15 protein-coding genes are annotated in these 22,941 nt (G+C 46.5%); 11 read left to right on the plus strand and 4 right to left on the minus strand.

Features of this window, described 5'->3' with window-relative positions; genetic code table 11:
- Positions 1-21: 21 nt before the first annotated feature.
- From glnL to xth, 3 genes are read left to right on the plus strand one after another with little or no spacing between them, the layout of a single operon-like run.
- Positions 22-1,143 carry a nitrogen regulation protein NR(II) gene (glnL, locus tag ICN47_RS01260; RefSeq protein ID WP_370626242.1) on the plus strand — a complete coding sequence of 374 codons (1,122 nt, stop codon included), beginning with the start codon at positions 22-24 and terminating at the stop codon, positions 1,141-1,143.
- The gene (gene ntrC, locus ICN47_RS01265) at positions 1,140-2,591 is read left to right on the plus strand and encodes a nitrogen regulation protein NR(I) (RefSeq protein WP_216218098.1); all 1,452 of its coding nucleotides are present in this window, start codon (positions 1,140-1,142) and stop codon (positions 2,589-2,591) included. The genes glnL and ntrC overlap by 4 nt, the downstream gene beginning before the upstream one ends.
- Complete coding sequence (gene xth / locus ICN47_RS01270) at positions 2,584-3,429, plus strand: exodeoxyribonuclease III (RefSeq protein ID WP_216218099.1); 846 nt, start codon at positions 2,584-2,586, stop codon at positions 3,427-3,429. The genes ntrC and xth overlap by 8 nt, the downstream gene beginning before the upstream one ends.
- A 35-nt stretch (positions 3,430-3,464) precedes the next feature.
- Here xth and ICN47_RS01275 read toward each other — a convergent pair whose 3' ends face one another.
- From ICN47_RS01275 to ICN47_RS01290, 4 genes are read right to left on the minus strand one after another with little or no spacing between them, the layout of a single operon-like run.
- Positions 3,465-5,588 carry a M3 family metallopeptidase gene (locus ICN47_RS01275; RefSeq protein ID WP_216218100.1) on the minus strand — a complete coding sequence of 708 codons (2,124 nt, stop codon included), beginning with the start codon at positions 5,586-5,588 and terminating at the stop codon, positions 3,465-3,467.
- Positions 5,589-5,641: 53 nt separating this feature from the next.
- Complete coding sequence (folD, locus tag ICN47_RS01280) at positions 5,642-6,496, minus strand: bifunctional methylenetetrahydrofolate dehydrogenase/methenyltetrahydrofolate cyclohydrolase FolD (protein WP_216218101.1); 855 nt, start codon at positions 6,494-6,496, stop codon at positions 5,642-5,644.
- A gap of 14 nt (positions 6,497-6,510) precedes the next feature.
- The gene (locus ICN47_RS01285; RefSeq protein WP_216218102.1) at positions 6,511-7,158 is read right to left on the minus strand and encodes a response regulator transcription factor; all 648 of its coding nucleotides are present in this window, start codon (positions 7,156-7,158) and stop codon (positions 6,511-6,513) included.
- Between the two features lie 36 nt (positions 7,159-7,194).
- Positions 7,195-9,708 carry a PAS domain S-box protein gene (locus ICN47_RS01290; protein WP_216218103.1) on the minus strand — a complete coding sequence of 838 codons (2,514 nt, stop codon included), beginning with the start codon at positions 9,706-9,708 and terminating at the stop codon, positions 7,195-7,197.
- A 204-nt stretch (positions 9,709-9,912) separates the two neighbouring features.
- Here ICN47_RS01290 and aceE point away from each other — a divergent pair, with 204 nt between their 5' ends.
- The 8 genes from aceE to ICN47_RS01330 all read left to right on the plus strand — a co-directional run bounded on the left by aceE (position 9,913) and on the right by ICN47_RS01330 (position 22,937).
- On the plus strand, positions 9,913-12,609 hold the full coding sequence (gene aceE, locus ICN47_RS01295; protein WP_216218104.1) for a pyruvate dehydrogenase (acetyl-transferring), homodimeric type: 2,697 nt from the start codon (positions 9,913-9,915) through the stop codon (positions 12,607-12,609).
- 15 nt (positions 12,610-12,624) lie between these two features.
- Positions 12,625-14,214, plus strand: coding sequence for a dihydrolipoyllysine-residue acetyltransferase (aceF, locus tag ICN47_RS01300; RefSeq protein ID WP_216218105.1), 1,590 nt, complete (start codon positions 12,625-12,627; stop codon positions 14,212-14,214).
- Between the two features lie 10 nt (positions 14,215-14,224).
- Positions 14,225-15,997, plus strand: coding sequence for a dihydrolipoyl dehydrogenase (gene lpdA / locus ICN47_RS01305; RefSeq protein ID WP_216218106.1), 1,773 nt, complete (start codon positions 14,225-14,227; stop codon positions 15,995-15,997).
- 113 nt (positions 15,998-16,110) lie between these two features.
- Complete coding sequence (locus ICN47_RS01310) at positions 16,111-16,971, plus strand: helix-turn-helix transcriptional regulator (protein WP_216218107.1); 861 nt, start codon at positions 16,111-16,113, stop codon at positions 16,969-16,971.
- A 126-nt stretch (positions 16,972-17,097) separates the two neighbouring features.
- Entirely contained in the window at positions 17,098-20,082 is a 2,985-nt protein-coding gene (locus ICN47_RS01315; protein ID WP_216218108.1) for a molybdopterin cofactor-binding domain-containing protein, read from the plus strand.
- On the plus strand, positions 20,079-20,918 hold the full coding sequence (locus ICN47_RS01320; RefSeq protein ID WP_216218109.1) for a xanthine dehydrogenase family protein subunit M: 840 nt from the start codon (positions 20,079-20,081) through the stop codon (positions 20,916-20,918). The genes ICN47_RS01315 and ICN47_RS01320 overlap by 4 nt, the downstream gene beginning before the upstream one ends.
- Positions 20,915-21,409 carry a (2Fe-2S)-binding protein gene (locus ICN47_RS01325; RefSeq protein ID WP_216218110.1) on the plus strand — a complete coding sequence of 165 codons (495 nt, stop codon included), beginning with the start codon at positions 20,915-20,917 and terminating at the stop codon, positions 21,407-21,409. The genes ICN47_RS01320 and ICN47_RS01325 overlap by 4 nt, the downstream gene beginning before the upstream one ends.
- The gene (locus tag ICN47_RS01330; protein ID WP_216218111.1) at positions 21,402-22,937 is read left to right on the plus strand and encodes an AMP-binding protein; all 1,536 of its coding nucleotides are present in this window, start codon (positions 21,402-21,404) and stop codon (positions 22,935-22,937) included. The genes ICN47_RS01325 and ICN47_RS01330 overlap by 8 nt, the downstream gene beginning before the upstream one ends.
- Positions 22,938-22,941 lie beyond the last annotated feature (4 nt).

Consider the following 22,941-nt stretch of genomic DNA (forward strand, 5'->3'; position numbering starts at 1 on the left):
GGAGAGAACTTGAGCGCAGGTCTGTTGCGCAATTCGTTCAAGGGAGCAGCTTCGGCTGCTCCTTTTTTTCCGACATTGCTTGATCAGATGCCCAATGCCATCGTGGTATTTGGGGCTGAGAACCAACAATTGGTATATGTGAACCCAGCTGCCGAGTCAGCTTTGGATCTGTCACGTAAATCACTTGAGGGTCTGTCTGTGCATGATTTATTCGGTGATAACGAAGCCTTAACTAGCATGATAGAAGAGGTTAAGCTCGGGCATGTAGCTGCTCAACGGCAAGAAATGATCTTGCACTCTTTGCCTGGCAGTATTCATCAAGACTCAATTCCTGCCCATGTGGTGGTGGCTCCTTTAGAAGACCCCGACTTAATCATGATGGAGTGGTTTCCAATCGATCAGCAGTTGCGTAGCGAACGTGATGAACGCGTAACGCAGCAAGTGGAAGCTAATAAGCAGTTGATGCGTAACTTGGCGCATGAAATTAAGAATCCCTTAGGTGGAATACGGGGTGCAGCACAACTCTTGGAGTATGAGCTTCCCGAAAAGGTTTTGCGTGAGTACACGCAAGTCATTATTAAAGAGTCTGATCGTTTGCAAACCTTGGTAGATCGCTTGTTAGCACCACATCGCAAGGCGCATGTGATGGAGTCCTTTAATGTGCACGAGGCCTTAGAGCGCGTCCGCAGCTTAGTTTTAGCAGAGTTCCCCAAAGGCCTCAGAATTATTCGCAACTACGACACTAGCTTGCCAGATGTTCTAGGTGATCGCGAGCAGTTAATACAGGCAGTACTTAATATTGTTCACAATGCGGCGCAGGCACTCTCGGAGGAAATCCACTCGGGGGTTGCACAGATTGAACTCAAAACACGGATTGCTCGGTCAGTCACGATTGCGCGGCAGCGCTATAAATTAGCCATGGATTTACATGTCATCGATAACGGCCCCGGAATTCCGGAAGAGATAAGCGAGCGTATTTTCTTTCCATTAGTTTCCGGTCGGGAGGGTGGCAGTGGTTTAGGCCTCACTCTTGCTCAAACCTTTGTACAGCAGCACCAGGGTTTTATTGCATGCGATAGCCGCTCTGGACGCACCGATTTTCATATTCAAATTCCATACCGTAGGCAGGAGAAAGCATCATGAAACCAATTTGGATCGTCGACGATGACCAATCTATTCGTTGGGTTTTAGAAAAAGCCTTGGCGCGAGAAAATATTCCGCACAAGAGTTTCTCTAATCCGAATGACGTTCTCAATGCCTTGGAAAAAGAGACTCCTCAAGTATTGATCTCAGATATTCGTATGCCTAGAGGTAACGGCTTAGATCTTTTACAGCACGTGAAGGCAAGTCATCCGAATTTGCCGGTCATCATCATGACGGCTTACTCAGACCTTGATTCTGCAGTGTCCTCTTTTCAAGGTGGCGCTTTTGAGTATCTGACCAAACCGTTTGATGTCGATAAGGCAATTGAATTGATTCGTCGGGCAGTCGAGCAGGGTATTCGGAACGATTCTGGATCTAAAGAGTCAGCAGGTTGGCGACAAGATGCTAGTGAGATTATTGGTCAAGCCCCAGCGATGCAAGAAATCTTCCGCGCGATTGGACGTTTGGCTCAATCTCATGCAACGGTTCTGATTACCGGTGAGTCAGGAACGGGTAAAGAGTTAGTAGCGCATGCATTGCACAAACATAGCCCACGTGCAAAAGGACCTTTTGTTTCTTTAAGTACTTCAGCAGTGCCAAAAGATTTGCTGGAGTCTGAGCTCTTTGGCCATGAGCGTGGCGCCTTCCCGGGGGCACTGACTTTACGTCGCGGTCGTTTTGAACAAGCAGATGGCGGAACTTTATTTCTTGGTGAGATTGGTGATTTACCGTTTGATTTGCAAACAAGACTATTGCGTGTTTTATCAGATGGACACTTTTATCGCATTGGTGGCCAAGATCCTATTAAGGCTAATGTACGCATCATTGCCTCAACACACCAAAACCTAGAGTCACGAGTAGCATCAGGTTTATTTCGTGAAGACTTATTGCATCGTATGAATGTGATTCGCTTGCGTATGCCAGCCTTACGGGAGCGCAGTGAAGATATTCCTGTGTTAGCCAGACACTTCATGCTCAGTTGTGCCAAGTCTTTGAGTGTTGACCCTAAGAAGTTATCGGATGAGGTTCTCAAAGAGATGAGCACGATGCCATTCCCAGGCAATGTTCGTCAACTAGAAAACTTATGTCATTGGCTTACTGTGATGACGCCTGCAAATGTCATTGGTGTCAATGATTTGCCAGCAGATATTGTTGCTGAAGCAAACGCATCCCCGGTAATATTGCATGGTGAGTCTTCTCAAGTCAACCCCATTACTGCCAAATCAACTCCTGGAGATTGGGAGGGTGGTTTGGGGCGCTTAGCGGTAAAGATGCTGCAAGATGGTGACAAAGAGGTTTACGATGCCTTGTGTGCTCGCTTTGAAAAGGCAGTATTGCAAGCCGCTTTAGAAGTGACTCGGGGACGTCGTGTTGAGGCTGCACAGCGGCTGGGTATTGGACGAAACACCATCACACGCAAGTTACAGGAATTGGGAATAGATGACTGATTTGGTTCGAATTGCGGCGTGGAATGTGAATTCTTTAAAAGTTCGCCTTCCACACGTACTTCGTTGGTTACAAGATCAAGAGCGAGCCAAGGCACCCATTGATGCCCTTTGTCTGCAGGAGCTCAAGTTAATAGATGATAAGTATCCTCATCAGGAGTTGGAGGAAGCTGGCTACGTCAGCTTAGCCGCTGGGCAAAAAACATACAACGGCGTTGCTATTATTGTGCGCAAGGCAGCTTTAGCCCCAATTGCAAGTGATATAGAAACTACTTTTTTAAAGCCCATTAGAAATATTCCGGGTAACGCTGACGAGCAACAGCGTATCTTGGCGGCAACGGTGTGTTTCAGCGGCATGCAGCCAATGCGTTTGGTTTCAGCCTATTTTCCCAATGGTCAGTCACCTGATAGCGACAAATTTATTTACAAACTGGGATGGCTTAGCGCTTTACATTCCTGGTTAGCTGCAGAGCTAGAGCAACATCCGCAGTTAGCATTGCTCGGGGATTTCAATATTGCTCCCGCGGATGCGGATGTGCATGATCCCAAAGCTTGGGAGGGTCAGAACCTAGTTTCACCTCCAGAAAGAAATGCATTTCAAGAATTATTAGGGCTTGGTCTACACGATTCCTTTAGGATGTTTGAGCAAGCGCCTAAAACATTTAGCTGGTGGGACTATCGCATGATGGGGTTTAGAAGAAATGCCGGCATGCGGATTGACCACATTCTCCTCAGTAAGCCATTACAAGAAAAATGCACTTCCAGCATAGTCGATAAAGAACCTCGCACCTGGGAGCAACCATCTGATCATGCTCCTGTGATAGCAACTATTCGGAAGTAATTCTCAGTTCGTTAGTCAGACAGCGATTGAGTTTTTTACGCAAGTCCACCGTGGCGGAGCAGAGCATCAATACTGGGTTCACGACCACGGAAAGCTTTGAAAGATTCTGCCGCAGGGCGACTGCCGCCAACTTCTAAAATCTCTTGGCGGTAACGCGTGCCGGTTTTAGCATCAAGCACGCTGCCAGTCAGTTTTGCAGCTTCCTCAAAAGCGGAATAAGCATCAGCAGATAAGACTTCAGCCCACTTATAGCTGTAGTAACCCGCAGCATAGCCTCCAGCAAAGATATGGCTGAAGGTATTAATCCAGCGTGAGATCTCCGGTTGAGGGATGATGTTGTATTCGTCTGCAATCTTTCTAGAGACATCTAGTACAGCATGCCCCTTCGCATTGGTAGTATCAAAGCTAGAATGCAAGCGCCAGTCTGTTAATGACATCACAATTTGACGTAAGGTGGCTAATCCGTTTTGGAAGTTTTTAGCAGCCAACATCTTTTCAAATAATTCACGGGGTAATGGTTTACCTGTTTCTGCATGAGCAGTCATGTTCTCCAATACTTCCCATTCCCAGCAAAAATTTTCCATAAATTGACTGGGCAGCTCTACGGCATCCCATTCAACCCCATTAATCCCAGAAACACCCAGAGCACCCACTTGGGTTAAGAGATGATGGAGACCATGGCCACTTTCATGAAAGAGGGTGATCACATCATCGTGCGTAATAGTGGGTTGGCGTAAGACGCCATCTACTTTTACAGGGGGTGCAAAGTTGCAGACTAGATAGGCAACAGGCACTTGAATTTCGCCATTAGGTAATTCTCTGCGACCACGCGCGTCATCCATCCAGGCGCCTCCCCGTTTTCCGGGTCGTGCATAAGGGTCTAAATAGAAATAGGCTCTGACTATTTCGGAATGATCTTTAACCGAGAAGGACTGTACATCGCTATGCCATGTGGGCAAATCGGCAGCTTCAATCTTGACGCCAAATAAAGTCTGGATCACTTGAAAGAGCCCTTCAAGAACTTTAGGCAAAGGAAAGTACTGCTTTAGTTCATTTTCAGAAAAAGAATAGCGCTGCTGTTTGAGGTGCTCGGAAGCGAAAGGGATATCCCAAGGCTGCAGACCATCAGTCAGTTGTAATTCTGATTGAGCAAATTCTTGTAGTTCAATCCAGTCTTTTTGGGCAAAGGGTTTTGATTTAGCTGCAAAGGTACATAAGAAGGTATCTACTTCATTGACGCTGCCAGCCATTTTTGCAGCCAAACTTAAATCAGCGTAATTGGCAAAGCCCAGCATGCGAGCCTCTTCATCCCGCAGGCGAAGTTGCTCAATCATATTTTGTGTGTTGTCCCATGCCAACTTACCATTGGAAAATTGAGGCGCCAACTCGGAAGAGCGGGTCACATAAGCCTCATACATTAGGCGACGAAGCGCCCGATTTTCTGAGTATTGCATCACCGGATAGTAAGAAGGGAAATGCAGTGTAAAAGCCCAGCCCTGAAGGCTCTTCTGTTGTGCGGTATCAGCAGCTGCAGCAATGGCATCTTCTGGAAGTCCAGCCAACTCTTTTATATCTGTGACAACATGAACAAATTCATCGGTAGCATCAAGCACATGATCTGAAAATGCTTTCCCCAGAACTGCTTGTTCATCTTGGATTTGGGCAAAGCGTGGTTTGTCTGCGTCGCTAAGCTCAGCACCGCCTAAACGAAAATCTCGCAAAGAGTTTTCAATCACTTTCTTGTGGGCTGGTGACAATGCTTTAAATTCTGGGCTAGCGCTGAGCGTTTTAAACTTTTGATAGAGCGCTAGATTTTGACCTAGACTGGAAAAGAAGGCGGTAACTTTTGGGAGCATTTCTCCATAAGCAGCTCGTAATTCTGGAGTATCAGCGACACTATTGAGATGAGAAATGATGCCCCATGACCTTCCAAGAAATTCAGTGGCATTCTCCAGCGGCTCAACTAAGGCATCCCAGCTGGCAGTGGTGTCAGATTGGGTGGCAAGATCAACCGCATCTTGGGCATGCGTCAGCAAGAAGTCAATGGCAGGAGCAATATCCTTTGGCCTCACATCAGAGTAGGCGGCTATCCCGCGTCCAAAAGAGATTAGGGGATTGCTTTGAAGTGCTGGCGGAATTGAGGGGGAATAAGTAGTCATCCCTCTAGCTTAATGGACGATACTTATCTTTGCCAAAACTACTAGAAAATTCCTTAAGGTTTAGCGGCCTTTTCAGCTGCTTCCAGGGTATTCATTAGTAGCATGGTGATGGTCATTGGGCCAACACCGCCAGGAACTGGCGTAATCCAGCCAGCAACATATTTGGCAGCATCGAAGTCCACATCACCACAAAGCTTGCCATCGGGCAAGCGATTAATGCCCACGTCGATGACTACAGCGCCATTCTTGACCATATCACCAGAGATCATCTTGGGTTTACCGGTAGCGACTACTAAGATATCGGCATCTTTAGTGTGGTGCGCTAAGTCACGCGTTTTACTATTGCAGATAGTGACAGTGGCACCAGCCTGAAGTAATAGCATGGCCATCGGCTTGCCCACAATATTAGAGGCGCCTACGATCACTGCACGTGCGCCGCGGATGGGGTATTCAATGCTTTCTAAAATCTTCATGCAGCCGTAAGGAGTACAGGGCTTAAACGACGGTTGACCAACCATCAGCGCTCCAGCATTAGCCACATGAAAACCATCCACATCTTTTTCTGGTGCGATGGCTTCTAAAACCCGTTCAGCTGCGATATGTTCTGGTAGCGGAAGTTGTACCAAGATGCCATGTATAGAAGGATCAGCATTGAGTGTGGCAATGCGTGCCAATAGTTCCTCCTCACCCAACTCTGCAGAGTAGCGCTCTAACACTGAATGAAAGCCAACATCTTCACAGGTCTTCACTTTATTGCGCACATACACTTGGCTGGCTGGATTATCACCAACGACAATCACTGCTAGACCGGGTCTTACCCCTTTGGCCGTCACAATCGCGGCACGAGCGGCGATTTCAGTACGGAGTTTTTTAGAAAGTAGATTTCCGTCTAGTAATTGGGCAGGCATAAGGCAACAGAATATTAATTAGGTTGAGGATCAGATAAGGCAAGGCGCAGCAAGTCTGCTACGGTATTAACGTTCAGTTTTTCCATGATGTTTGCGCGATGGGCTTCTACTGTTTTGATGGAGATGCCTAGATCATCCGCAATTTGCTTGTTCAGGCGACCAGCAACAATACGCTCTAACACTTGACGCTCACGACCTGTCAATTTACTAAGCAAGCTTTGGGTAATTTTGCGTTGGCTTGCTTGAGAGTAGTCAACACGCGCTTTGCTTAGCATGCGATCTACCAGTGCACAAAGATCATTTTCTTTAAATGGCTTTTCAATGAAATCCACCGCACCACGTTTCATGGTTGACACCGCCATAGAGACATCGCCGTGACCAGTAATGAAGGCCACTGGCATTGGAAGATTCTCGCTAATTAAGCGTTCTTGCAACTCGAGACCAGACATCCCTGGCATACGCACATCCAAAATAGCGCAAGAGATAGTGGATTTGTCGGTACTTTGTAGCGACTGTAAAAAACGCTCAGCGCTTGCATGGCATCGAACGACATAACCATTACTCTCAAGGAGCCAGGTGAGGGAGTCGCGCACCGCCTCATCATCATCAACTACATAAACAACTTCTGCTTGATTTGGTTTATTGGCGGCGCTTAAGTTCATATAGGGTCTCGCGGGATAATGCGGTTGATATTGCAGTTAAAGATTACCCAAGGAATCAGTTGATTCTAGGGGTAGAAGTATTGTAAAGGTGCAGCCAACCAGCTTGGTTTGTGCGCCATCCATGATGTTTTTAGCCCATAGGCGGCCATGGTGGGATTCCACAATAGAGCGGCAAATATTGAGTCCCATGCCCATTCCATCCGATTTTGTGCTGAAAAATGGCTCAAACATGTGTTCGATGACCGATTCTTCAATGCCGACCCCGTTATCCGTTACCTGAATTCTGAGCATAGCAGGGAAGATGCTGGTATCTAAGTCGGCACTAATTTTTACGGGAGGGGCTGACCAGCGAGAGGATAAGGGGTAGGCCTCCCGCAGGCTATCCAGACCATTTTTAAGTAGATTGACCAAAACCTGAAGAATTAAAACAGGATCTAAATTCACTTCCGGCAGATCCTGGGCAATATCTGAGGTAATGCTCAGGCGATGTCGATGTGCCTCGATTTCCACAAGACCAACGGCATCGTTAATGATCTCCTTAATATCGGTGGCTTTTCTTTGAGGCTCACTGCGTTTCACAAATCCACGAATACGCTGAATAATGGTCCCAGCTCGATGTGCTTGTTCAGAGGCTTTTTCTAGTGCAGGCAGGATTTCTTTGCTCAAGGCGGGGTCGAGTTGACCATCCAGACGTTTTGCCACGCCCATGCAATAGTTTGAAATCGCAGAAAGCGGTTGATTTAATTCATGCGCAAGGGATGATGCCATTTCACCCATGGTGGTGAGGCGACTAGTAAATTGCATACGCTCTTCTTGTTGGCGAGCAAGATCTTCGGCTTCTTTACGTTGCGTGATTTCCGTTGCAATCAGAAGTTGTGCTAGATGTCCATCAACCCAAGGAATAAAACGCGTACGAACCTCATACCAACGATTGCTACCATCAGCCAACTCAATTTCTTCTGATTCAGATTCTTGATATAGAAAGGAGGTTGGAATACCTGGGGGAGAATCTTGCAAATCTTCAGCAATATCCCGCAAATTTTTATTGCTACGTTCATTGCCAATTAAATTGAAGTGACCTTTAGAATCATTGCCAAAATTTTCACGATAGAAACGGTTTGCAAATAGTAACTCGTCAGTCTCGAGCGCAACAACTGATACCGCAGCATCCAATCCTTCCAGAACCGTTGTAAAGCGCTCTTGAGATGCGGCTAATTCTTCACGAATTTTCTTTGGCTCAGAAATATCAATTAAGGATGTGACCCAGCCAGATTGCCGACCTTTTTCGTTGATTAAAGGCGCGATGAAAGTGCGGGTTTGGATTAAGGAGCCATCCTTACGCAAGATAGCGCCTTCGATGCCAGTCTTGATACCATCAGAGCTGAGAGCGCGATTCATTTTTTCTACCAACTCATCTTTTCTGCTCTCTGGCCAGAAGGGAAATGGTGGAGAGAGGCCTACTAGTTCTGAAGCCGTCCAGCCTGTCATTTCAGAAAATGCCCGGTTGACATAGGTGATACGTTTTTCCATGTCATGCGCCCGAATTCCAACGGGGGTGGAATTTTCCATGGCGCTACGAAAGCTGGTTTCAGTCCGCAAATTTGCTTCAGCCTCTTGGCGTACTTGCATTTGTTTTAAGACAGACCACAAACTCCAGATCACAAATGTACACAAGCCGATCACAACACCAATCAGCATTCGGAATGTGAGATTGGTTGGAGGTGGGTAGGTATCAATGCGCAAAGTTAAGTTAGGGCTAAGCACACCCATGTCTAAGCTAGTTTGATTGCTAAATGCTCTTTTCGGAGTATCTCGATCCGATGAAATCGCTAAAAGCTTTTCGTTATCCGTTAAAAGAGTGAAGCGATATTGGCTTTTGAGTTCACCAGGGATAACATCCAAGATTCCCTGCGTGGTGTAGAGCGCGGCCAAATATCCGACAATCTCTCCGCCTGAAATATTGGGGACTACTTGCCAAAAGACATTTTTTCTTTCTCGCGCCAAGGGCTCGTCATTCGATATGTTCAGTGAGATGAACTGGCTAAAAGCTGCTCTATTAGTAACGCGACTTAATTCAATGGTTGTCTTGAGTCCCTCATTAATAGCGGGGGCAATGTCAGATTGATTCATCCAGTCCGTTTTTGTGGTGGTCGGTGGAACCATCCATTGGCGTTGATTATCTGCATTGAGCCAAATAATTCTCACAATCTCATGATTGCTAATAGCAAGATCATCTGCTTGCTCATACGCAATTTGCTTGAGCTTTTCTTGATCGGTGGTAGCCGCTATCTCTCGGTTAATCGTGATGAGTGAATCTGTGTTGTTGGCAAAGCGCAGTTGAATGCGTTGTTTAGCGAACGCAAGCTCGCGAAAGAGTGCAGACTCTTGTTGGCTTTTTTCTTGTAGTTGTAGAGTGCCCAAAATGACGCCCATAACAGCCGTAAAGAGCACGATCGCTAAGAGAGGGGTGTAAACCAGCCTAAAGCCCCGAATTTTTCGGAGCCATTTAATGGGACTAAGTCGCCAGATGGAGAATGCTGAAAATTTCATGAATGTGACCCATTTTGCCCTATTGGAGCGACCATTCGGGTATTCAAGGCCGTGGGCCTATTTTTATTTGCGCTGCAATAAAATACCACATTATGAGAAATACTATCATTATGTGGAAAATTGCTTGTTTACACCCATATACCTTCCTAGAATATTGCCTATAGAGTGAGTAGCTAATAGAGAAACATCTAACGGAGGCAGTTTATGGCAGCGGTACCAGATCAAATCTTAGGTAAGACCAGCGCACAAGATGCGGATCCCGGCGAGACGCAGGAGTGGTTGCAGGCACTAGATGGTGTCATTCATAACGAAGGCCCCGAAAGAGCTGCTTACTTAATAGACCAGCAAATCTCTCATGCGCGTGTGAATGGTGTTGTTCAACCATTCCATGCAGAGACCCCGTATATCAATACGATTCCGGTTGAAAACCAAGCTCGCTTACCAGGCGATCAAAATGTTGAACACCGTATTCGTTCATACACACGTTGGAATGCTATGGCCATGGTGCTACGTGCAAATAAGGACACCAACGTTGGTGGACATATTTCCTCATTCCAATCGGCTGCAACTTTGTATGACGTAGGCTTTAATCACTTTTGGCATGCACCTTCACCAGAGCATGGTGGAGATCTGATTTTTGTTCAGGGCCATTCATCACCTGGAGTCTACGCGCGTGCATACATGCTTGGTCGTTTATCCGATGATCAGCTAAATAATTTCCGTCAAGAAGTGGGTGGTAAGGGTATCTCTAGTTATCCGCACCCATGGTTGATGCCTGACTTCTGGCAGTTCCCAACCGTATCAATGGGTCTTGGCCCGATCATGGCGATTTATCAAGCGCGCTTTATGCGCTATTTACAAGATCGTGGCTTTATCAAACATGAAGGAAGAAAAGTTTGGGCCTTCTTGGGTGATGGTGAGACCGATGAGCCAGAATCACTCGGTGCTATTGGTATGGCCGGTCGTGAAAAACTCGATAACCTCATTTTTGTCGTCAATTGCAACTTGCAGCGTTTAGATGGACCTGTACGCGGTAACGGAAAAATTATTCAAGAGTTAGAGGGCGAGTTCCGTGGTGCTGGTTGGAATGTCATCAAAGTCTTATGGGGCGGTCAATGGGATGCCTTGTTTGCACGCGATAAAAAAGGCATCTTGATGCAGCGTCTTGCAGAGATCGTGGATGGTCAGTACCAAACAATGAAGTCAAAGAATGGTGCTTACGTACGTGAGATCGTATTTAATACACCAGAACTCAAAGCACTAGTCAGTGACTGGAGTGATGATGAAATTTGGCAACTCAATCGTGGCGGTCATGATCCTCACAAAGTGTATGCCGCCTTTCATGCTGCGGTAAATCACAAAGATCAGCCAACTGTCATTCTTGCTCATACTATTAAAGGTTACGGTATGGGCGGTTCCGGTGAAGCAATGAATATTGCTCACCAAGCGAAGAAGATGAATGACGATGATGTCCGTCGTTTCCGTGATCGTTTCGAGATTCCTGTTAAGGATGAAGAGCTCGATGACATGCCTTTGGTTAAATTTACCGAAGGCAGTCCAGAGCTTGAGTACATGAAGGCGCGCCGTCAAGAGTTGGGCGGATATTTGCCGCAACGTCGCACCAAAGCTGAGAGCTTGCCTGTGCCAGCGCTCGATGCTTTCACACCATTACTTGAGGCTACCTCTGAAGGGCGCGAGATCTCAACCACGATGGCCTTTGTGCGCATGCTCAATATTGTGGTGCGCGATAAGACGATTGGTAAGCGTGTTGTTCCGATCGTGCCAGACGAGTCACGTACCTTTGGTATGGAAGGTATGTTCCGTCAATTGGGCATTTGGAACCAATTAGGGCAACTCTATACCCCAGAAGATCATGATCAATTGATGTTCTATAAAGAGGATAAAACGGGTCAGATTTTGCAAGAAGGTATTAACGAAGCCGGCGGTATGTGTGATTGGATTGCGGCAGCGACTTCGTATTCCACTCATGGCGTTCCAATGTTGCCGTTTTATATTTTCTATTCGATGTTTGGTTTCCAGCGCATTGGCGACTTAGCATGGGCTGCCGGCGATATGCGTAGCCGTGGCTTCTTGCTCGGTGGAACTGCGGGTAGAACAACCTTGAACGGCGAAGGCTTGCAACACGAAGATGGCCATAGTCATTTATGGAGTGGGGCAGTTCCAAACTGCATCAGCTATGACCCAACCTTTGCATTTGAATTGGCCGTGGTGATTCAAGATGGTATGCGTCGTATGTTGGAAGTGCAGGAAGACGTTTACTACTATGTCACTTTGATGAATGAGAACTATGCCCATCCTGCAATGCCTAAGGGTGTAGAGCAAGACATTATTAAGGGAATGTATAAACTCAAGTCAGTCGGCGACAGCAATGCGAAGTTGCGCGTTCAGTTGCTGGGTTCGGGCACTATTTTCCGTGAAGTAATTGAAGCTGCTGAGATCTTGCATAAAGATTGGGGTGTATCTTCCGATCTGTGGGGATGCCCAAGCTTTACTGAGTTGGGGCGTGATTGGGCTTCAGTACATCGCAGCAATCTTTTGAACCCAACCGCTGCCCCCCAACTTTCTCATGTCGAGAAGTGTCTTAAAGATACTTCAGGTCCTGTGATTGCAGCAACCGACTATGTTCGCTTATTTGCCGAGCAAATTCGTCCTGCGATTCAGCACATGGGTCGTCGCTATGAAGTGTTGGGTACTGACGGCTTTGGTCGCTCTGATACCCGTGAAAAATTACGTGATTTCTTCGAGGTCGATCACCGCTGGGTAGTTCTAACGGCCCTGAGATCTTTAGTGGATGCTGGACAGATGGATCGTCAAAAGTTGGCTGAAGCAATCAAGAAATACGGGATTGATGCCACTAAACCAAATCCAATGACGGTTTGATAAGAGAACAACAATATGAGTCAAATAATCGAAATCAAAGTGCCGGATATTGGTGACTACAAAGATGTACCAGTCATTGAAGTCTTGGTTAAACCAGGTGACAAAGTCGAAAAGGAACAATCCATTGTTGTTCTGGAATCTGACAAAGCCACGATGGATGTTCCTTCATCACACTCCGGTGTTGTGAAAGAAGTCAAAGTCAAGATTGGTGATAACTTATCTGAAGGATCAGTAGTAATTACTTTGGAAGAGGGCGCTGCATCTGCGGCAGCTCCTGCACCAGCGTCTACAGCTCCGGCTGTAGCGGCAAGTACGGGGAGTGCCCCAATCGAAATCAAAGTGCCGGATATTGGTGACTACAAAGATGTACCAGTCATTGAAGTCTTGGTTAAACCAGGTGACAAAGTAGAAAAAGAACAATCGATTGTTGTTCTGGAATCTGACAAAGCCACGATGGATGTTCCTTCATCACACTCCGGTGTTGTGAAAGAAGTCAAAGTCAAGATTGGTGATAACTTATCTGAAGGTTCGGTGGTTGTGATCCTGGAAGCAAACACTGGCGCAGCTCCAGTAGCAAGTCCAGTGGCCACACCTGCAGCTGCTAAGCCTGCGGCAGTTGAGCCGCCTATCCCGCGTGCACCTGCACCTCCTCCAATGAGCAACACTCCCCCAGCAGTGGATGCTGCGGTTAGTCATGCTAGTCCGTCAGTGCGTAAATTTACGCGCGAACTTGGTGTCACGATTACTCAGGTCAAAGGATCAGGCCACAAGGGGCGCATTACACAGGAAGACGTACAAGCCTTTGTAAAAGCGGCCATGAGTGGTGGTGCTAGCAGCTCTGCGGCAGTATCGAGCGGTGGAAGCTTAGGTGGTCTGAATCTGATTCCTTGGCCAAAAGTGGATTTCACGAAGTTTGGCGAGATTGAGCGTAAACCATTAAATCGTATCAAGAAACTGACTGCTGCCAATTTAGGTCGCAACTGGGTCATGATTCCGGCGGTGACATATCACGAAGATGCCGACATTACCGATCTCGAAGCTTTCAGGGTATTAACCAATAAAGAGAATGAGAAAAAAGGCGTCAAGATTACGATGCTGGCCTTCTTAATGAAGGCGGCTGTTGCGGCTTTGAAGAAATATCCTGAGTTCAATAGCTCACTGGATGGTGATGATCTCATTTTGAAGAAATATTTCAATATTGGTTTTGCTGCCGACACCCCTACAGGTTTGGTCGTGCCGGTCATTAAAGATGCAGACAAGAAAGGCATCTTTGAGTTAGCCAAAGAAACTTCAGAGTTAGCAGCACTTGCACGTGACGGCAAATTAAAGCCGGATCAAATGCAGGGCGCTAGCTTTACTATCTCATCTCTGGGCGGTATCGGTGGTACGTATTTCTCACCAATCGTCAATGCTCCTGAAGTCGCCATTATGGGCGTGAGCAAGGCATCCATGAAGCCAGTATGGGATGGTAAGCAATTTGTGCCACGCCTCATTTGCCCATTGTCACTTTCTGCAGATCATCGCGTGATTGATGGTGCCTTAGCTACACGCTTTAACGTGTATATTGCGCAGCTCTTAGCCGACTTCCGTCGCGCTAGTCTGTAAGGGGGGATCTATGGCTAAGCAAACGATCCTCGTTCCAGATATTGGCGACTATTCAGATGTCCCTGTGATTGAGGTATTGGTCAAAGTGGGTGATGTCATTGAAAAAGAGCAGCCTTTATTAGTACTAGAGTCTGATAAAGCGACCATGGAAGTTCCAGCTGATGCAGCAGGAACCATTATTAGTATTGCGGTGAAGCTTGGCGACAAAGTTGGCAAAGGTACTGTGATTGCAGAAATTGAGGCTAGTGGTGAAACGACTAAACCAGCTCCCGCTAGTGCTCCAGTACCTGCTCCTGCACCGGCTGCAATTGCTCCCGCACCCAAGGCTGGACAGTACAACGGCAAAGTGGATCACGAGTGTGAGGTATTGGTTTTAGGTGCAGGGCCTGGTGGTTATAGCGCAGCCTTTAGAAGTGCTGATTTAGGGGTGAGTACTATTTTGGTAGAGCGTTATCCAACTCTAGGTGGCGTTTGTCTCAATGTGGGCTGCATTCCATCAAAGGCACTATTGCACACCACCTCTGTCATGGATGAAGTCAAGACTATGGCAAAGCACGGCATTACTTTTGGCGCGCCTAAGATTGAGATCGATCAATTGCGCGGCTACAAAGAATCCGTCATTGCCAAATTGACAGGTGGTTTGGCTGGTATGGCCAAAGCACGTAAAGTTAAAGTGGTGCGTGGTTTGGGTAAATTTTTAGATGCAAACCATGTAGAGGTCGAGCTCACTAATGGCACTGGCCAAGATTTAACTGGTCAAAAAGAAGTGGTACGTTTCCAGAAGGCGATTATTGCTGCGGGTAGTCAGCCAGTGAAATTGCCATTTTTGCCTGAAGACCCTCGCATTGTGGATAGTACTGGCGCCTTGTTGCTCAAGAGTATTCCAAAAAGAATGTTGGTCATTGGTGGCGGCATTATTGGTTTGGAGATGGCCACGGTTTACAGCACATTAGGCTCACGGATTGATATCGCAGAGATGATGGATGGTCTGATGGCAGGCGCTGACCGCGATTTAGAAAAGGTCTGGGAGAAGTTCAATGCCGGACGTTTTGAAAAAATTATGCTCAAGACCCGTGCAGCCAAGGCAGAAGTAAAGCCTGATGGTATTCAGGTGAGCTTTGAAGGTGAGAATGCTCCAGCGGAACCGCAAACCTATGATTTGGTTTTGGTTGCAGTGGGCCGTACGCCAAATGGTAAGAAGATTGATGCAGGTTTGGCTGGTGTGCAAGTAGACGAGCGTGGCTTCATTCCGGTCGATAAACAAATGCGCACTAATGTCCCAAATATTTTTGCGATTGGTGATTTAGTTGGTCAGCCGATGTTGGCTCATAAGGCGGTGCATGAAGGTCACGTAGCTGCTGAAGCTGCTGCAGGCGAGAAGTCATTCTTTGATGCGAAACAAATTCCATCAGTCGCTTATACCGACCCAGAGGTAGCTTGGGCTGGATTAACGGAAGAGCAGTGCAAAACACAAGGCATCGCCTATGAAAAGGGCCTCTTCCCTTGGGCTGCTAGTGGGCGCGCGATCGCCAATGGACGTGATGAAGGATTCACTAAGCTCATTTTCGATGCGACAACACATCGCATTATTGGGGGCGGTATTGTGGGTACGCATGCGGGTGATTTAATTGGAGAGGTATGTTTGGCAATTGAGATGGGTGCAGATGCAGTTGATATTGGCAAAACCATTCATCCACATCCAACCCTTGGCGAGTCTGTTGGCCTAGCTGCAGAAGCTGCACACGGTCATTGCACAGATTTACCGCCAGTGAAGAAAAAATAGAGTTTAGATAACTCTTGCCTACTGGAAGCCCTGAGAAATCAGGGCTTTTTCTTTTGCGGTGCAATAAAAAAATTTGCCTATGAATAGTGCCGCTATGTGAGATGATTTAACGCATGTCAAAAGTAATTCGACTCCTTCATGGTGATTTTGGTAGGGTAGCGCTCCTTGAGATGGATGCGCCCTTGGTAACCCATGCCCACCATCACTGCCACATTTTATGTAAGGTGGCTGGACCAGATATTGCTTTTCAGGTAAGAGGACAGCTTTGCCCATTGACGGATGACAATGCAGTTCTCATCAACGCCTGGGAAGAGCATTCTTATCTTCATTTGCCAGTTAATGGTGAAAATCCTATTCTGCTTGCGTTATACCTAGAGCCAAAGTGGTTAGCATCCTTTAGCAAAAAATTCTTAGCAAGCAGTCATCCTCGTTTCTTTATCAATAACTTATCTAGCTTAGGCGCCCATCAAAAACAGGTATTAGAAAAGATATCAATGGAGTTATGGTGGGCGGATCAAATTACCCATGACTACCTTGAGTCGATCTTGCTTGAGCTCGTATTAAGCTTTATGGATGATGCCGATCTTCTAACCCAGGGTGATTTGCGTAACTCTGGTAATTCATTGGCATTTATGGATCCTAGGATACGCAAAGCAATCCATATCATGCGTACCTCCCCTCAAGGGTTTAGTGATATTTCCATGGTTGCTCAAAGCGTTGATCTTTCGCGATCTCACTTTTTTGAGCTCTTTAGGCGCTGCACTGGGCTTTCACCGGTTGTATTTGCGAATGTTCTTAGGATGGAGTTTGCATTCGATGCTCTTGCTGATAAGGGTGAGAGCCTAATTCATATTGGCGACGAGCTTGGGTTTTCTGCCCAAAGTCATTTCACTAGATTCTTTAAGCAGCATCAAGGGGTTACTCCAAGCCTCTATCGTCAGCAAGTAGAAAAGGCTCCCAAGCTAGACTCTTAGGGTTTTCCTGATATACATAATCGGACTCTAAGGTAAGTTATCGGACTTAGGGGTAAGCATCCTTTTTGCGCCATCATTAAGCTTCTTTCAGTATTAATTATTCTTAATTTAGCTGAAAAGATTGCATTGAAAACAAGTTCAAACTATTTAGGCAAGTCATGTGAGCGTGTAGAAGATACCGCTTTACTGACGGGGGGAGGTCGCTACCTAGATGATCTTCCCTTGCCCGTTGGAACCCTATATGCAGCGGTTGTGCGCTCTCCGATTGCCCACGGAAAAATTATTTCTGTAGATATTGAATCAGCACTGCAGCTTAGGGGTGTTAGAGCAATTTTGACGATTGATGATGTGCAGGCTTGGTCTAACCCATTGGTGGTTGCTGTTAAAACTCCAATGCGCCAATGGGTATTGGCAAATGACTATGTGCGTTATGTTGGCGAGCCTATAGCGGTGGTTATCGCTGAATCAAGGGCATCAGCAGAAGATGGCGTAGAGAAGATTGTTTTGAACATTCAACCATTACCCGCTGTGGTCGATGTAGATGTTGCGTTAGCCCATACATCTATAGTTCTGCATAAGGACATCGGTAGCAATTGTGTTTTGGATCGATCATATCGATACGGTGACCCAGAGAGCGCATTTAAAAATGCAGCACGCATCGTTGAGGTGGATATTCGTTATCCTCGAAACTCCTGTACACCCATTGAAACGGGCGGGGTAGTGGCGCAATGGCGAGCCGCAGACTCCTCATACGAAGTAACGTCAAATTTTATGGGGCCATTTTCATTGCATGTCGTAATGGCTGCTGCGCTGAAAGTCCCCGGAACAAAATTGCGTCACCATGTTGCCCCAGATTCTGGTGGTAGTTTTGGTGTTAAACAATCGGTATTGCCATACGTCATCATGAGCTGTTTGGCATCGCGTAAAGCAGGTGCTCCAGTGAAATTTATAGAGGATCGTTTGGAGCACCTTCAGGCTGCTACATCTGCTACATCCCGTCATACGCATCTTCGCGCTGCAGTGGATGGCAATGGAAAAATTCTGGCCTTAGATTACGATCAAATTGAAGATTGCGGTGCATATCTGAGAGCGCCTGAGCCTGCAACGCTTTACCGCATGCATGGCTGTGTGACTGGCCCCTACCAAATTCAGAATTTGAATGTTCGCAACCGTGTCGTCCTTATTAACAAAACGCCTACTGGTCTAGTGAGGGGTTTTGGTGGTCCTCAGGTTTATTACGCACTTGAGCGCTTGATTCAGAAAATTGCAAAATCTTTAGGTAAAAGTCATCAAGAAATAGCTGCAATAAATTATGTTCAAAAAGATCAGTTTCCCTATCGAGCAGCGGCAGGGGCATTGCTAGATTCGGGTGATTACCAACAGGCCTTAAAAACGCTTGAGGGTTCACCTGAATTTCAAAAGATACTAGAACGTAGAGACCAGGCGAAAAAGAAAGGTCGTTACTACGGTATTGGTATTGCATCGATTATTGAGCCTTCAGTATCCAATATGGGTTACATCACCACTGTTCTTACAAAGGAGCAAAGAGCAAAAGCAGGCCCTAAAAATGGCGCCATCACTTCAGCGACAGTCAGCGTAGATCCTTCTGGAAATATTGCCGCAAATATCGCATCAGCCCCTGCCGGACAGGGTCATCAGACAGTTATTAGCCAGTTATTGGCGGATGTTTTTGGGGTCTTACCATCTCAGATCCAGGTGAACGTTGATTTTGACACTGCAAAAGATCCATGGTCTATTGCTGCCGGAAATTATTCAAGTCGTTTTGCTGGCGCAGTTGCGGGGACGGTATTTTTAGCGGCTGAAAAGTTAAAGGCTCGGATTGCGGATTATGCTGCTCATGTACTTAAGGTTAAGCCTGATCAATTAATTTTTGTAAACGGCAATATATCCGTGGTTGGAGATGAGGATGGCGGCATCCCATTTTCTAGAGTTTGCGGAAACTTTCACTGGTCGCCCGGATTGATTCAAGCGGCCCTAGGGCGTGATACCACTCTAGCGCTGCAAGAAACGCAATTTTGGAGCGCAGATGTACTAGAGGCGCCCGATGAGGATGATCGAATTAATACATCGGCAGCATATGGTTTTGCTCTTGATGCTTGCGGTATTGAAATAGATCCTGAAACCTGTTCTGCAAAGATTGATCAGTACATTACAGTGCATGATGCCGGGAGAATATTAAACCCGGCCTTAGCGGATGGTCAGATTTATGGTGCGTATGCACAGGCGGTAGGCGCAGCCCTTTTTGAAGAGTTTGTCTATAGCAGTGATGGTAATTTTCTCTCCGGTACTTTCGCGGACTATCGCTTGCCTACTGCAAGTGATGTCGGTGTTCCAAAAATTTACCATCAAGAGTCTCCCAGCCCTTTTACGCCTTTAGGCGCTAAAGGCATAGGTGAGGGTAACAGTATGAGCACCCCAGTTTGTATTGCTAATGCCATTGCAGACGCTTTAGATCTCGAGAATGTCGTTCTGCCTGCAACACCCAGTCGCATTCATGCGTTACTTGTGGAAAAAGGTGCGCTAAAGCTTGATAAACCTTCGAGTCAAGTTTCGTCAATGACTACAAATACCGACTATCCATTAAAAGCGCAAGGCGAGGTTAAGTTGGAGGTCCTTCCGGAGGATATCTTTGCCGTACTGATGGATCCAGAAAGATTAAAGAATGTCATACCAGGTTGTGAGTCCATTCATAAGAAATCTATAGCTAACGGTATTCGGTATGACTGCATTGCGGTTGTACGTATTGGTATCGCAAAAGCACGATTTGCTGCTCAGGTTGATTTAACTAACGTTCAAAGTCCGGATAGTTTCGTCTTAGGTGGAGAGGGGCGGGGGTCCTTAGGAATGGCGCTTGGAATGGGTCAAGTTAGCCTTAAAAAAGAAGGCACCACAACTATTCTGATCTACGACTACCAAGCCCAGGTGTCTGGCAAGCTTGCTGCAATTGGTAGTAGGTTATTGGAGGGCGCAATCCGCTTAGTGTTGGATCAACTATTTAGAGCACTTGCAAAAGAGGCTGGCGCAAAACATGAGGGTCTACTTAAAAGCCTAATTACAAAATTATTTGTTTTATTGGGGGTGGCTAAATGAAATCTGCACCATTCGTGATGCACCAAGCCCACTCCCAATCTAATATTTTGGATTTACTGGATCAATATGGTGAGGATGCCCGCGTTATTGCTGGAGGTCAAACTCTGGTCCCTGTGTTAGCAATGAGGGTAGCTAGCCCTGATCATTTAATTGATATAAATAAGGTCATAGATCTAAAAAATTTCGGCGTTACTGATGGCGCACTGCAAGTTGGGGCCGGCGTTAGGCAGTCTGAATTGGAGCATTGGAGTGAGCTTCGTAAGACTCAGCCACTTTTAAACATGATGTTTCCGTGGATAGCTCATACCCCTATTCGAAATCGGGGTACGGTATGTGGATCGATTGCGCACGCAGACCCCAGTGCTGAGTTGGTTCTTGGCTTGGCTGTACTAGAGGGCTCAGTCACTCTAGCAAGCAAGAAAAAGAAGCGAGTAGTGCAGGCCAAAGATTTTTTCTTGGGAGCGCTTCAAACCAGTCGTCAGTCAAATGAATTCATCGAAGCTGTCCAGTTTCCTATTCGTGGCCCTCATGCGGGATTTGGATTTGCAGAATATGGATATCGACACGGCGATTTTGCGGTGGTGGCCGTTGCAGTTATTAAAGAAGATGATGTCTGGACCATTGGGTTTGGCGGCATTGATGATGTTGTAAGGATCTACAAATGCACTGCCATCTCGCTTGATCAGGTTAAGCAGTTTATCGACGAACTAGCTGCAGAGACTGAGGTAAGAGAGGATCCCACCGCAACTTCAGGGTTGCGTAGACATTTGATGCGCACATTAGGAGCGCGCGCCTGCCAACAAGCTATGGAATTTAAAAGTGGTGAAATAAGATGAAGATCCAGCAGGTAAAACTAACTTTAAATGGGGTTGAGCGTGAAGGGACTTGCGAATCACGTACGACATTACTGGATTTTATTCGCCATGATTTAGGATCAACGGGTACCCATGCAGGTTGCGAGCATGGTGTATGCGGAGCATGCACAGTTGAACTTGATGGGCAAATCGTTCGCTCTTGCCTCATGTTTGCATGCCAGGCTGATGGCGCAAAGGTTACTACGGTAGAAGGCATTGCAAAGTCAGGAGAAATGTCTGACTTACAAAATGCATTTAAAAAACACCATGCATTGCAATGTGGATTTTGTACCTCAGGATTTTTACTTTCAGCAGAAGATCTACTTAAAAAGAACCCTTATCCAAGCGAGTTAGAGGTGCGCGAGGGTTTGTCAGGAAATTTATGTCGTTGTACTGGTTATGTTGGAATTGTCGAGGCAGTTTTAGAGGTTGCCGCAGCCAGAGCACGCCAAAATGGAGGAGAGCATGCTTGATCTAGGTCGAACTTTTTTGCAGGCTGTTGAGCGTGAGCCTGATAAGTTGGCGATTGTTGATGGGGCTAGGCGTCACACCTACGCGGAGTGGGCGCTTCATATTGGCGCCATTCAGCAATTTTTTAACGATCAGGGTCTCAAGCGTGGCGATCGGATCTTGACTGTTTTGCAAAATCGCTATGAGGCGGCAACAATTCATTGGGCGTGTCAGATGGCAGGCATAGCTATCGTTCCTTTGAATTGGCGCTCTAAGCCAGATGAAATTGATTACTGCGCACAAAATGCTGATGTGAAATTGGCCTTTGTTGAGGAGATATCGCTCAATAACTACCTGGAATCGGAAACGAGTAAATCTATTTCGGTAATTCTATGTATGGGGAAGGTATCTTTAGATGGATATCGCTATTTTGATCAGTTAATTCAGAAGGGGGCTGAGCCAGAGGCACGCGGTCATGTTGAAGATATATCAGTCATGCTTTTTACCTCTGGCACCACAGGTAAGCCGAAAGGCGTTCCGAGAAAGCAGCGCGCAGAGCGTGCGGCAGGCATTGCGCACGTTGCGCAAAACCAGTATGCAATGGGTGAGGTGACATTGGGTGTGATGCCGCTTTATCACACGATGGGTGTAAGAACGCTGTTATCGCTATGTATTGTGAATGGAACTTATGTGGCAGTACCGCGTTGGGATGTGAATAAGGCGATAGAAGCAATTGAGAGTGAGGCGGTTACACATCTTTATTTGGTTCCAACGCTTTATCACGACATGATTCAGTCAAACAATTTCAACTCAAATCGGGTAAAGACCGTAAAGAAGCTTGGATTTGCAGGTGCCCCCATGCATGATGCTTTATTGCTTAAATTAAGCGAGGCCTTTTCTCCTGAATTGTTTGTGAATCATTATGGTTCAAGTGAGATTTACACATACACCATCAATCAAAATGCCGTATTAAAGCCAGGCTGTGCTGGAAAAGCGGGCATCAATGCACGCATCAGAGTGGTTAAGTTGGATCAAGGATCTGCGCAAACACAGCCAAGTCAAATAGCGGCTTGTCACGAAGAGGGGCAGATCATTTGCGATCTATCGGGGGATGAAGCATTCGAAGGGTATTGGAAGCGTCCCGATGCTGATCAAAAATCTATTCGTGATGGCTGGTATTTCACGGGTGATACGGGCTACTTTGATGAATCTGGTGACTTATTTGTTACAGGTCGGGTCGATGACATGATTATTTCTGGCGGAGAAAATATTTCCCCCGTTGAAATTGAGTCTATTTTATCTCTGCATCCATCTGTAAGTGAGGTGGCTGTCGCTGGGTTGAAGGATGACCGTCTTGGACAAAAAGTAGTTGCCTTTATTAGGGCATCGGGGGATGTTGATTCAGACGCCTTAGATGAATATTGCCGCAGATCAGATTTGATCAACTTTAAACGTCCTCGAGAGTATGTATTTGTTAAAGAGATTCCCAAGTCGCCTGTGGGAAAGGTATTGCGACGCATGTTAGTCGCCGGCGAATATGAAAGAGCTTAATTTT

Source organism: Polynucleobacter sp. AP-Latsch-80-C2, assembly GCF_018882185.1.
In the GTDB taxonomy this organism is placed as follows: Bacteria; Pseudomonadota; Gammaproteobacteria; order Burkholderiales; family Burkholderiaceae; genus Polynucleobacter.